Here is a 12522-nt window from a genome sequence, read left to right as displayed (position 1 = left end):
GAGGCCTGCGCCTCCGTGGCAGGTGTCGAATCGCTACAGTTTCGTGAAGATCGTCCGGTCCGGCAGGAAACGAGATCGAGCGACCGACCATTGCCGCAGATCCAGGACCTCAAGAGCAGCGACTGTTTCTCCGGGATAGCTGGCGTTATTCAGCTCATCAAACGCGATGACGCTACCTGCGACCATCCGACCGACGATGGCCGACAGAGCAATCTTGGTCGGCTCGTACAAAGCGAGATCGAAGAATGCCAGTGAAACCAGCTGCTCCGGATGTTCCACGAAGTATCGCGGCACTGTCTCCGTCACATCCCCTTTCACCACACGGTGCTTCGTGATGTGCGACATGACATTTTCAGCTTCGTGCAGGCTGAGCAGCTCGTCGAGATAATAGACATAGTCTTCTGAAACACCATAAACGCCTTCTGATATGGTCTCTGATCGCTTATCGTGCTCGCCCAGGTCCTTGTAACCTTCAAACGTATCGAACCCAATAATCATGCGCGTGTGATTATAGGGCTCATAAACGGCACGCAGGTTCTCGAAAAGCGCGAGCGACTGTCCCCACCACACCCCGAACTCACAGATGCACCCTGGAATCGTTACGATTTTCTGATACACTTCATTCAGGAACAGAATTTTCGCTAGAGCGCCGCTGCGTAGGAACAGGCCGGTGTTGACTAGTAGTTCCTCGTCGGAAATTGGTCTATCCTTAAACATCTCAAGCATACGCTTTCGATGCGACATCTCAGATGCATTCTGGCGCGTCTGCGAGACGGGTCCGGTCGCGGTCATGCGTCAAATCTTTCTATGATCGGTTCGTCGAGTGCGGAGAGGAAGGTGCCCGTGTATCAGGTCCTGATGCATTCACCGGAGACCAGGCACGAAGGAGGCGATCAAGTTGATCGATATTGATGGTGTAGCTCCCCTGGCGCAGGGAAATTACATTCTTTCGGAGATATAGTCGATCTCGGAGACGTTTGTCGCTGACCAAGTGAGTACAGTTGCAATCCATCACCTCGGCTAGGTTCTGGTAGAGGGATGATGTGAGCCCATGCCGGGATCCCAACCCCAGGATCGCCGTCCCCGGGCGACAAAAGACGATGTTCGAGAATGCGGCTCCGACCGGGCCGGCGATATGTGAGGCGGCCGCGAACATACGAACTTGCTCACGGAACGGGAGGCCACTCGGATCGACGATGGTGAATCCATGGTTGCGGAACACCGAAGCCACCGCTGCCGCATTGACAATGTTTCGGCCGCGCGACCGCGCCAGGTAAATCCGTGACGGAGCGGGTCGATCATCATCCGTTTCGCCGACCAGGACGGAGAAGACGCGCGTGCGCAGCCAGTCTAGGTTTTCGCGCCGCAACCCCTCCTTCTTCCAGTCCGTGACCTCGAGAGCGTCGGGCAGATAGGTCATCAACGACGGTATGTGCAAGCGCCCGACATCGAGTGTTCGGGATACGGGCAATCGAAGGAGCTGTCGGCCGGGGAACAGCAGCTCGACAGCTTCGATCTGCGCCGGAAAAAGATCGTCAGGGATGATGAGCGGTACGGATGCGGGCACACCGGCGCGCTCGATGACGTAGCCTTTCGACAGGTACTCGATGAGAAAGTGAAAATAATTTTTGCTGCACCGCCCCCCGAGAAGGATGGCTTCGTCGACTTGCAGACTTGGACCTTCAGGCATGCGTGCCAGGACCATGTTCTCGTGGTCTGCGAAGCACGTGATAACGTGTCTGTACTGGCCAGCTGTGAAGGACAGCCTCGGGTCGGCTGCGGGTTCATAGGTGAGGAAGTGGCCGTTCACGACGACCTGCATGGATCCGAAGACGCGGGCGCCCCGCACGTCGGCGCACCATAGCCCGGGCAGCGAAACTGCGCGCTGGACGACGGGACGTCGTGCATTCCACAGACGCGGACTTGTGAAGCGATGGGTCCGCGGCGGATCCAGATCCTTCAGACTGATCCAATCGTGGGCGCGGTCCGCGATCCGTGCGACCGGAAGTCGGTGGCCGATGATGCGCTTCTGGGCCGCCCGGTCATCCTCCGTGACGCCCTGTCTCCGGAGCGCGATCCGTCGCATGACCCAGCGGGCGAAACGATACTCGAAACCGAGATCCCCGCACGAGAGATCGATGTAGCGTTCGACGAAGCATTGAAGCCAATCGTCGCGCTGTAGATGCAGCACGGACACCGCGAGCGCCAGGAGCGGCGAGACCCTTATGATCGCCCGTTCCATGAAAGGGTTCGGCGCCCGGATCGGGATCGCATACCCGCATTCGGCGAAATGCCGGATCGGATCGACGCCTGCGGCTCGCACGTCGGGATACCGATCGAGATAGAAGACAGGATCTACAAGCCAGCGCGCCGCAAGTAGTCGGAGAAGCGTCCCGAAGTCCTCGCCAATCATGGAAGGCATGCGCATTGCATGCGGCCGCCGTTGTCCGAACGCGTGGCGCCGCGCCATGCGAAGCTGCCCTCGGGACGTAGAATGGCGCTAAGCCGCATGGACCACCTCATCGGAGCCATGTTCAACGACGTAGGCGACGATGTCGCTGATCCGCTCCGCATACGCAGTGCCGAGCGCACCGTAGAAGGGCAGGCACAGGACTTGGTCTCCGACCCTGTGGGCCACCGGTAGATTGGAGGCCGCGCTGTCCGGGAAATTTCGATACGGCTCGTAGTCGCTGCAGAGAGGATAAAAATAACGACGCGCAAATATATTGTAACGCTTTAACTGGTTATAGACGTCATCGCGACTGATTCCGGTCACGTCCCGGTCGATCCGGATGCAGAAATACTGCAGGCTATCTGTATCCGGGTTTTGCTGCCGCGGCATGGTGATACTCGGTACCGCTCCCAGTCGGCTCCTGTAGACATTGGCGATTTCATGGCGCTTGGCCTTCTCAGCCGTAACTAGATCAACGACGCACAGACCGAGTGCGGCCTGTATCTCGTTCATCTTGCTGTTGATGCCGACCGAACGAACGGTGACCTCATCGGCGATGCCGAAATTCTTCAACAACTCCATGCGACGCTTCAGGTCGAGGTCGTTCATGACGACCGCGCCGCCCTCGGCTGTGTGAAAGAGCTTGGTTGCGTGGAAGCTGAACATCGTGGCGTCGCCGAAGGCAGCGATCGGCTGGCCTTCGACTTTTGTTCCGAACGCATGAGCGCCATCGTAAAGCACCTTCAGTCCACGCGCCTGTGCGATGCGCCCAATGGCCTCCACATTGCACGGATTACCGTAGACATGGACGGCGAAGATGCCTGTCGTTCGCTCCGTGATAGCGGCTTCGATCCGGGCCGGATCAAGCGTCATCGTGCTATCGTCGATGTCGACAAACACGGGCTTGATCCCGTGCCATGCGAGGGCGTGCGGCGTGGCCGCAAAAGTAAATGGCGTGGTGATGACCTCTCCCGACAGGTCGAGCGCCTTCACGGCGGTCATCAGGGCATTGGTGCCGTTGTTGAAGAGAGCAATATGGCCGTCGCCTAAGGGCCCGTGCAGCCGCCGCTCCAGTTCGACGTGCTGAGGCCCGCCATTCGAGAGGATCGCGCTCTGCCAAATGGCTTCCAGGTGCTTCGTGAAGACCGCGAATTCGGGCAGCATCGGGCGGGTGACGTAGATCGGCTGCTCGAACGATCGCGGCTCAACGCTCATGAAACCTCCTCGCGATGTTCGGACGGGGGGCCGACCATCTGGACAACTCGAACTTAGAGAGCCGGAATTCGCGTATCAATCGGGCAGAGCTGAGGCCAACTAGTCCGATTTCGGCTGCGGTGCGACGATATCCGGCCGGGGCCATACCGTGGCGCGATCAGGAAGCGCGCGCAGCACGTTGCAGCCCATGCCTACGGTCACACCGCGACCGAGGGTAATCCCCTGGAGAACCTTGGCCAAGGGTCCGATGAGGCTGTCGGCGCCGATCGTGCAGCGGCCACCGATGAAGGCCCCCGGCGAAACCGTCGTGTTATCGCCAATATCCGCGTCGTGACCGACGATCGCAGCCGAATTCAGCACGCTGAAGCGGCCCAGCCGAGCATCGGCGTTGACGATTACCCCGTGCGCCACAAAAGCGCCGGCGCCGACCATGACGTCCGGACTCACGATTGCGCGCGGCGATACGAGAGCAGGGCAGGGGAAACCGTGCTGGTCGAGCCACGCGATGAGTTCGGCCCGTGCCTGAATCGCGCGCCGACTCAATCCGCCGATCGCCAGAACAACCCCCGCGTACTCCGCACGGTTGGCGAGCAGGGCGTCGAGGTAGCCGCGGTAGCGACCGACCTGGACTTCCGGGCTGGTGGAATACGTCCCCGCGAGACTATGGCCACAGGCGCAGACGACTTCCGCGATCTCCTTTGCGAAGCCCCCGCCCCCGATCAGTGCGAGGCGCTGCGCCGGCCCCGTCACAGTGCAGCTCCGCCGTCCACCCGCAGGATCTCTCCGGTTACGTGCCGGGCTTGCGGCGACATGAGAAAGGCGATGGCATCCACCACGGAATCGATGGTCGCGGCACCCACGGGACTGCGCTTCTCCAATGTTTCTTTGAAATCCGCGCCGTAGAGACGGGCATGCGCTTGGGTCATCTCGGTGTCGAGCCAGCCGGGGGCGACGCCCACGGCGCGCCGGGGCGCGAGTTCCCGCGCGAGCCCCTTGATCAGGGCGTCGAGCCCGGCCTTGGAAGCGGCGTAGGGCACGATCGCCGGCTCGGGCCGCTGCGCCGCGATAGACGATACGGCGCAGAATGCCGCGTCTCGTGTCGAGATGCGGGCGCTGCTGAATGACGCCGCGAACAGGGTCGGCGCGATGAGGTTGGTGCGGTAGAGGCGCTCGACCTCCTCGACGCCGAGGCTGCGCATCGGCTTGATGACTTGAACGCCTGCGCAATACACGAGCCCCGTCAGGAGGCCGCGCTTTGCCACCGCCGCCTGCAGCACGCCGCCGATCGCCGGGAGGTCTGTGACGTCGGCTGTGACCGTAGCGACGCCGCGTGCCTCCAGCTCTGCCAGCCGGTCCGCCCGTCGTGCAAGGGCGGTGATCCGCGCTCCGTTCGCGAGCAGGCGCTCGGCGACGGCACGGCCAATGCCGCTGCTAGCTCCGACGACAAGGACGTGCCCTCCTGGCTCCGACATCGGCTCAGGCCTGCAGCTTCGCGCCGGCCAGCGCGATCAGGTCGTCGGTGGTCGCCGCCCCGGCGATCCGCCGCGGATCCACCTCAAGGCCCAGCGTGTCATAGAGCGCCATGATGTTGAGGATGCCAAGCGAGTCGAAGGTCTCGATCTCCCCGAGGCTCTGCCCGCGGGCGAGCGGTCCCGGCTGATCGAGGATCGTGCCGAGCTCGTCCAGGAATGCGCCCTCGGTCATCAGTTATGCTCCTCATAGATCATGACCGGGGGTGCGAAGATCCGGTCGGTGGTGATCGTGCAGGCTCCCCAACTCAAGCCGACCCCGAAGCCGGCGAACAGCGAGCGCACCCGCCCGCCCGCATAGGCCTCCGAAAGAAAGCCCGAGATCGTACCGGTGATCGAAGCGGAGTTCTGGTTCCCGTAGACCGACTGGGTGCCGGTCGGAAGCCTGCTGTCGTCGAGCCCCAGGCGGCGCTGAAGATTTTTTAGGATGTACTTGTTCGGCTGGTGCAGGACGAGGAAGTCGACGTCCTCAGCGCGCGTGTTCGAGAAAGCTAGGATGCCCTCGATCAGCGGCGGGACACGCTTAAGCGTAAAGTTGAAGACCTGCGCCCCGTCCATGTGCATCGATGCGGGTTTGTCCTGGTCATCTGCATCGGCCCGGAGGCCGCTATGCGGAATGAACAGGGCCTTCTCCCCCGAACCGTCGCTGTGGAGCTGAAAGAAACTCTCGCTCTCCCGCCGCTCGATCAGCACGGCAGCCCCGGCATCCCCCATGATCGGCGTGATCGAACGGTCCCCGGTCGCGACCATGCGGCTCGCGACGTCTCCGATGCACAGGAGGACTCGGTTGAGCCCGGACTCGACGAGGCTGGAGGCGACCGAGAGGCCGTAGACGAAGCCGCTGCAGCCGAGGCGCATGTCGAAGCAGAGCGTGTCGGTCCGCATGCCGAGGCGGTGCTGCATCCCGATCGACGTAGAGGGCGAGCTGTAATCCGGCGTTTGCGTAACCAGGATCAGGCCATCGATGTCCCCGGGCCGCAGATCAAGGCCGCGCAGGAGATGGCGCGCCGAGTGAAGGCAGAGATCCGCCGTCGTTGTGCCGGGATCGGCGACGATGTGGCGGGTTGAGAAGCCCATGGCGCGCTTGAGCCGCTCCGCCTCCTCGGGGGCGAGCCCGAGGGCGGCCGCCTCCTCGTCGAAGGCCACGACGCGCGCGCCGACAGTGGTGACGAGGCCCGCGAGGCCAGCGCGCGAGAACCGCAGATCAGCCATGTGCGACCGTCTCGACAACGTAATCGATCCAGCCCTGGAAGCGGCGGAGCGGTGATTGGGTGTTGTCGAGGATGCTCTCACTAGCCAGCGGCACGTAGCGGCCGACCGTCCGCTCGATCTCGGATTCCGTCTCCAAAAGGAGTTCGACCACCGCGAAGGAATCAATCTGTTCGTACACGTCGGTCTCGGGGCCGATATCCTTCAGGTCCGAGCGGTCCCAGGTCTCGACGAGCCGTGAGAAAGTGGCGCGCGCCGCAGCTTCAACGGCGTCGCGATCACTCCGCGACGATGTGGATGTAGGGGGTGTCATCCGGTCCTCGTGTCAGTCGGTACGCCTTGCCCTCGGGGCCAGAGGAGACGACGGCGAAGCCGTTGTTGTCGAGGAAAGTCTCGACCATGCGGTTCTTCGCGCTTGGGCGATACCGGGCCTTAAGGTCCCTCTCGCCCTCTTGCTGGCAGACGTAGCGCAGAATTTGGGCCTCGATACGGCGTCCGAGGGCCCGGCAACTCATTAGGAACGTCTCGAGTTCGTCGCCTCGGACGATGGCGACGCAGACGATGCCCATGTCGCCGAACCGGTCGATCACGCGGGCCGTGTAGACGCTGCCCTCGCGCATCGCGGTGGCGACCTCGTCCTCGGTGTAGCGCCGCGTGGTCAGGTTAAACTGGTTGGTCTTGTTGATCAGCTGCGTGGCGCGCCGCAGGGCGCCCAGATTGTTGCGGGCGATGTGAACGCGGACCTCCAGCGAGGCGAGGTATTCGTCCATCGAGGCAGCCGAGCGCTGCAGCTCTTGCCGCTGCGCCTCGCCCCGGTACTGCTCGGTCTTGGCCAGATCCTCGGCGGTGACGTTCCGGGCCCGCAGGGAGGCGATGCCGTCGAGCAGCGTCAGCGCCTGCTCGGGGCGCGTCCGGTCGAACAAGTGGCACTCGACGCCGGGCAGGCGGGCGCGGACCTCCTCGATCTCGAACGGGTTGTCATCGAGGAAGATGAAGCTGTCGAGGCCGAGGTTCAGCGTGGCCGCGAGATCGCGGATGTTCTCGCTCTTCTCGGACCAGTTGCTGCGATAGGCCACGAAGTCTTCGAGGCGCAGCGGCATAGCCCGCTGCGCGAAAACAGCGCGGAAATCCTCCTCGTTGTTCTTGGTTACGGCGCAGAGCAGGATGCCGAGGCCCTTCAGGCGCATCAGCTGGCGCTGGAGCTGCATGTGGACGATCCCTGGATAATCGCTGTCGACCTCCAGGTTCTCCACCCCGTCCTCGCCGACAACGCCGCTCCAAAGGGTGTTGTCGGCATCGACCACCACCACCTTGCGGCGGGCCCGCAGCCGTGCCGCGATCGCGTCGGCGTAGCGCTCGACCAGCGCGTCCACGGCGGCCGGGGCGTAGGGCATCTGGTACATGTACCGGTTGCGCTCGCGCAGGGCGTTGGCGAAGCCGAGGACCGCGAGGGTGCCGGCCGCATCGATGATGCTGACCTGCTCATGCGACCGGGCGAGGTCGAACAGCACCGCGTTGATCCGCGCCAGGGCCTCCAGCTGATCGTGGAGGTCGCTCTCCACCGACGAGACCGGCACGAACGGCACGGTGTTGAGGATGAGGGTGCCAGGCGCCCGCGCCAGCCGGGCCGCGACCAGTTCAGCGAGTCCGCGCGCGCGTGCGACGGCCGCCTCGTCGGGGGCGACATCGAAGAACCAGCGATGGTCGAGATGCACGACGAGGACATCGACGGAGGCGGGCCCGGCCAGGACCTGCTCGATCTGTCCGATCAGGAAGTGCTCGACCGAGACCGCCGCGAGATCCGCGATTCGGGCCGTCACCTTCCCGAACGGGTTGGTGACGACGTTTCCTACGAAGCCAATCGATAGGGCGCGAGCCGTAGTCATCCCCGATACCGGTCCCTGCGACACCCTAATGGATGCCTGCCCTCCGGCGATCGACCGGCCCCTTCCCATGCGTGCGCCGCCCTCTTGCGAGATCGCGTGCCATAAAGCAAGGGGCCGGGCTGCCCCGCATTCGCATCACTGCCATGCCCGGGAAATCGACCGCCGTCCGACGAGGCGGGGGCAGCGATGGAGTGCTTCTCGATGTACGGATCTAGTTCGGCTGCCGGCTCCGCAACGACACGGGCGTGGACCGAAGCCGATCAAATCGCCTTCGCGCAGGCGACCGGCGACATCAACCCGATGCACATGGATGCGCGAGTAGCCAGCAGGACACTCGCGGGCGAGCGGGCGGTCCACGGTGTCCATGCCGCGCTCTGGGCCCTTGAGACCTACGCGGCCGCGCATCAGCTTGAACGGCTTGCGACGCTCCAGATGCGCTTCGAGCGATTCGTTCTGGTCGGGGATTGCACGACGCTCACGATCCATGAGGCGAGCGAGCAGAACCTGCGCTTGTCCGTAGCTGTGGACGGGATCCGGGCGATGACGATCCGGGCGATGTTCGCGGCGGAGCGGCCGCCGGCTTCACCCGTCGAGGCCGTTCCGAGCGCGATCCCCGCGGAGCCCGTCACCCGCGATCCGGCAGCCCTGATGGGCCTTACAGGAGCCTTCCGGCTTCCCGATCCGGAAGCGATCACCGCGCTGGCGCCGCGCCTTGCGCATGCCATCGGTCCGACCCGCGTCGCGGGTCTTGGGGGCCTCTCGACCCTCATCGGCATGTTCGTGCCGGGGCTGCATTCGATCCTCTCCAAGATCGATATAACCTTCACCGCAGAACCCGGCGGGTCGAGCCTCGCCTACGCGGTGAAGCGGTTTCAGCCGATGCTGCAATCGGTGACGCTCGACGTCCAGGGCCCCGGCATCGCCGGCCACGTCGAGGGCTTCCTGCGTCCACAGCCTGTCGAGCAGGAAAGCCTGCTGGATCTCGCGCGCCTCGTCCAACCGGGCGTGTTCGCCGGCATATCCGCTCTCATCGTCGGCGGCTCGAGGGGCCTCGGCGCGACGACCGCCAAGCTAATCGCCGCGGGGGGCGGCGCGGTCTGCATCACCTACGCCTCCGGTGCGGACGAGGCGGAGGCAGTGGCCCGGGAGATCCGGGACGGCGGCGGCCACTGCAACGTCGTCCGTTACGAAGCGGCACGGCCGGTAGCCGAGCAACTCGGATCCATGGGGTTCGACCCGTCCCAGCTCTACCACTTCGCGACGCCCCGCATCTTCCGCCAGAAGCGTGCCCCGTTCGAGCCCGCCTCCTTCGAGGAGATGATGCGGATCTACAATTATGCCTTCTACGACCTGAGTCTCTTCTGCCTCGGCCGCTGCAGCGCCGTGACGGCTTTCTATCCCTCGACTACAGCCATCGACGAGGCGCCCCGCGACACCCTAGAATACGTGATGGCGAAGACGGCGGGCGAAACGCTTGCAGCGACGATGGCGAAGACAATCCCGAACCTGCGGACCATAATCGAGCGTCTGCCGCGGGTGCGGACGGATCAGACGGCCACGATTTTTCCTGTCCCGGCCGCGGCCCCCAGCGGCCTGATGCTGCCGATCATCCGGCGGATGTTGTCTACGCCCTGATCAGAAACAGCACAGCGGAGCCGACAATGGACGCAAGCGTCATCGCGCCGCCCCTGCCGCTGCAGCCCCTGCCGCCCCGGCGGAACTGGACAGCGCGTCGTTGCCGCCTTGGACGCCAGCGGTTCCGAGGGGATTGCCGCGCGTATCGGTATTGAGATTGGGATCCTGCTGGACGAGGCCAGTGGGCGCGGGATCAAAGGGCTGGACGGGATTGATCGCCTGCGTGCCGCCGCCGAACGGCACTACGAGCCGACTGGGTCGGATGGAATCCTCGCACAGGCCCTGGCAGATCGGCTCGACCAAATCGGTCGGCTGGCAGATCGGCCGCATCACGCCCCTGACGCAGGCGCATCGGCAGGCCGCCCAGGCCTGGGCGGGAAGCAGCACCAGGACGGCGCAGAGCAAGAACATCGACCGCATGGCGAATGGCTCCTGGTAAAGCCGCCCTAGCCCGGCGGTGTCGACATGGTAACAGGCTCGCGGACTGGTCGCGAGGCGCGGCAGACATCACGACCGCCATCCTCGATGGTTCAACCCTTCGAGGTGGACACGCGCGGTCACTCGGCCGCGGCGGTGTCCGGATGGTCGGCCGCGTCGCCCGCCTCTTCCTCCTCGGCCGGGTCGGCCTCTGCATCCGGGGCCGCGGCGGCCGAGTAGAAGTCGCCCTTCCGGACAGCCTCACCGCCCGTCACCATCATGCTCAAGTAGGTGTTGAGCGTGTTGGGCGCGACGTCGGGCAGACGCTCGGCGATCTCGGCATTCGACAGACCCTGCGGCCCGGCCGTGCCGAGAAGGGCCTTGAGGCGGCCCTTGGCCGAGTTCGCCCGCGGACCGCGGGCGCCGCGTCGCCCGCCCTGCGGAGATCCGGCACGGTCACCGACGGAAGAGCGCGATCCCTCCGATGCGACATGGATGGTGACTTCCTCCAGCGGGACGCCTTCCACGATCGAGGTCAGCGCGGCCTCGGCGGTCCGAAGCTTCGTCAATTCTGCGGCGATCCGGTCGTAGTCGCTCTGGAGCGCAGCTTTGCGCGCTCGGACGTCAGCCAGCGCTTTCGTCAGCGTATTGTCCTCGGTCACCGGACAGCCTCATACTTCGATGTCGCTCTTGGCGTAGGCCATACGGCATAGGCCCCTCCCGTCGTCAACACGACGCGGATCGAAGTCTCACCGGGCGGGTAACTCCAGGGGCGGGAAACGGCAGCCCGGTTGTAAGGCCTGCGCTCGGTGTCATAGAAACATTGAGACAGTTATTGGCTGGATGATGGGCCATCCGGGCATCCTCCAAAGTCCTGAACGTCACAATCCGCTCCTGCAGATAACGCATCTGCCGAGGGGATGACGAATGCCCAGCCGCGGGTTCGGCGCACAGCGACGCCGTCGATCCCGGGACGAGCAAGCCGACGACGAACGCCGAAGAGCAAACGATGCAATTAAATATATTCGACAAAGGAGAAAATAATGTTATTGATATCGATACTCGCGACCAGCAAAATCATGCGGGAAGAATTTTTATCAACGGCAACAATAATTACATTCGGATAGGGCGCGGATGCGTCTCGGATAAGGACATGTACATCGTCATCGAGTCGAATTGCCGGTTCGATGTGGGTGAGGATGTGCGGCTGTCGATGGCCAATATCTACATCGGGGCGAGCTCGGTGCTTCGCATCGGCGACAGGACGGGTTTCACCGGTCTGGTCCATCTCAACCTTGTTGAAGCAAAGGCAATCGAGATCGGCACGGACTGCTCGATCGCATCGGGCGTCTGGATGACGACGAGCGACTTCCACTCGATCATCAGTCTGGAATCCGGGGCCCGACTGAACGCGGCCAAGCCGGTCCACGTCGGCAATCATGTCTGGATCGCCAATCAGGCCTCCCTCCTCAAGGGTTCGATGATCGGCGACAATGCAATCATCGGCGCACATGCGGTCGTCACCGGGACGGTGCCTGCCCATTGCGTGGCTGCCGGCAACCCGGCGCGCATCGTGCGAGACAACGTGACGTGGCGCGCGGACCTGATCTGATCGCCGAACCGGTACCGTGCTCCTGCGCAGCAAGCGGCTGCTTTCGAGCACGGCGCTTCCCTGACGGGCGTCGGTCGTCCGGAATGGTTTACCCCACGCGTGCGTTCCGATAGGGCGGTGGCCCACCGACGCGACGCCCCGCCTTCGACCCAGCCTGCGCCACCTCATGCTCACCCGAGCTCTCAGTCTCGACGAATGCGGCATACGCCCCTGCGCCGAGCCGGCGTCCTCCGCTTCGGAGGGCACTGTGGACACCGGACCCAGCCCCCGTGCGGAGTGGGTCGCTGCAGTCGCGCACAGGGATCCCGAACCTGGGACGTCGCACGCGGGGGGACCGGTGCTGTGACGCGGCTGAAAACTTGGTACCAGCGCGGGTCGATCTCGGGCTGGGCGCGGACGCGCGGCGCCCCGCTGCTGGCCCGCCTGGCCGGCCCCGCCCTGCCGCCCGTCGACGATCTCGCCAGCGCCGACGCGCAGGTTGCCGCGCTCACCCCGCATGTCGACGCCGCGTTCTACGCCACGTGGTACGGCATTACCGCCGATCCCGTGCGCGACTATCTCGTCCAC

Annotated in this window: 14 protein-coding genes; 3 read left to right on the top strand and 11 right to left on the bottom strand. The window is 64.1% G+C overall.

All coding sequences use genetic code 11. From position 1 onward, the window contains the following. Positions 1-33 precede the first annotated feature (33 nt). The 9 genes from MKK63_RS16495 to MKK63_RS16455 form a co-directional block, all read right to left on the bottom strand. Positions 34-792 carry a TylF/MycF/NovP-related O-methyltransferase gene (locus MKK63_RS16495; protein ID WP_244003619.1) on the bottom strand — a complete coding sequence of 253 codons (759 nt, stop codon included), beginning with the start codon at positions 790-792 and terminating at the stop codon, positions 34-36. Between the two features lie 13 nt (positions 793-805). Continuing rightward, entirely contained in the window at positions 806-2470 is a 1665-nt protein-coding gene (locus tag MKK63_RS16490; RefSeq protein ID WP_244003617.1) for a glycosyltransferase family 61 protein, read from the bottom strand. Positions 2471-2500: 30 nt separating this feature from the next. Next, positions 2501-3667 carry a DegT/DnrJ/EryC1/StrS family aminotransferase gene (locus MKK63_RS16485; protein ID WP_244003615.1) on the bottom strand — a complete coding sequence of 389 codons (1167 nt, stop codon included), beginning with the start codon at positions 3665-3667 and terminating at the stop codon, positions 2501-2503. Between the two features lie 99 nt (positions 3668-3766). Beyond that, positions 3767-4417 carry an acetyltransferase gene (locus MKK63_RS16480; protein WP_244003613.1) on the bottom strand — a complete coding sequence of 217 codons (651 nt, stop codon included), beginning with the start codon at positions 4415-4417 and terminating at the stop codon, positions 3767-3769. Continuing rightward, positions 4414-5139: an SDR family NAD(P)-dependent oxidoreductase gene (locus MKK63_RS16475; protein WP_244003611.1), complete on the bottom strand. Its 726-nt coding sequence runs from the start codon at positions 5137-5139 to the stop codon at positions 4414-4416. The genes MKK63_RS16480 and MKK63_RS16475 overlap by 4 nt, the downstream gene beginning before the upstream one ends. Before the next feature lie 4 nt (positions 5140-5143). Beyond that, positions 5144-5371, bottom strand: coding sequence for a hypothetical protein (locus tag MKK63_RS16470; RefSeq protein WP_244003609.1), 228 nt, complete (start codon positions 5369-5371; stop codon positions 5144-5146). Continuing rightward, complete coding sequence (locus MKK63_RS16465) at positions 5371-6408, bottom strand: 3-oxoacyl-ACP synthase III family protein (RefSeq protein WP_244003606.1); 1038 nt, start codon at positions 6406-6408, stop codon at positions 5371-5373. The genes MKK63_RS16470 and MKK63_RS16465 overlap by 1 nt, the downstream gene beginning before the upstream one ends. Continuing rightward, a complete protein-coding gene (locus MKK63_RS16460) occupies positions 6401-6718 on the bottom strand; it encodes a hypothetical protein (RefSeq protein ID WP_244003604.1) in 318 nt (105 codons plus the stop codon). Before MKK63_RS16460 ends, MKK63_RS16465 begins: the two co-directional genes overlap by 8 nt. Beyond that, positions 6684-8291 carry an HAD-IIIC family phosphatase gene (locus MKK63_RS16455; protein WP_244003602.1) on the bottom strand — a complete coding sequence of 536 codons (1608 nt, stop codon included), beginning with the start codon at positions 8289-8291 and terminating at the stop codon, positions 6684-6686. Before MKK63_RS16455 ends, MKK63_RS16460 begins: the two co-directional genes overlap by 35 nt. 201 nt (positions 8292-8492) lie before the next feature. Here MKK63_RS16455 and MKK63_RS16450 point away from each other — a divergent pair, with 201 nt between their 5' ends. Next, complete coding sequence (locus MKK63_RS16450; RefSeq protein ID WP_244003601.1) at positions 8493-9926, top strand: MaoC/PaaZ C-terminal domain-containing protein; 1434 nt, start codon at positions 8493-8495, stop codon at positions 9924-9926. 39 nt (positions 9927-9965) lie between these two features. Here MKK63_RS16450 and MKK63_RS16445 read toward each other — a convergent pair whose 3' ends face one another. After that, on the bottom strand, positions 9966-10346 hold the full coding sequence (locus MKK63_RS16445; RefSeq protein WP_244003599.1) for a hypothetical protein: 381 nt from the start codon (positions 10344-10346) through the stop codon (positions 9966-9968). Between the two features lie 137 nt (positions 10347-10483). Continuing rightward, the gene (locus MKK63_RS16440; RefSeq protein WP_244003597.1) at positions 10484-11005 is read right to left on the bottom strand and encodes a hypothetical protein; all 522 of its coding nucleotides are present in this window, start codon (positions 11003-11005) and stop codon (positions 10484-10486) included. 347 nt (positions 11006-11352) lie between these two features. Between MKK63_RS16440 and MKK63_RS16435 the strand changes: the two genes are divergently transcribed. Beyond that, the gene (locus tag MKK63_RS16435) at positions 11353-11955 is read left to right on the top strand and encodes an acyltransferase (protein ID WP_244003595.1); all 603 of its coding nucleotides are present in this window, start codon (positions 11353-11355) and stop codon (positions 11953-11955) included. A gap of 342 nt (positions 11956-12297) precedes the next feature. After that, on the top strand, positions 12298-12522 hold a 225-nt coding region (locus MKK63_RS16430; protein ID WP_244003593.1), incomplete at its 3' end, for a hypothetical protein.

Source organism: Methylobacterium sp. J-088 (assembly GCF_022829295.1).
Taxonomy (GTDB): domain Bacteria; phylum Pseudomonadota; class Alphaproteobacteria; order Rhizobiales; family Beijerinckiaceae; genus Methylobacterium.
Note: the sequence above shows the minus strand (reverse complement) of the source record. Positions and strands in the feature narration are given on the sequence as shown.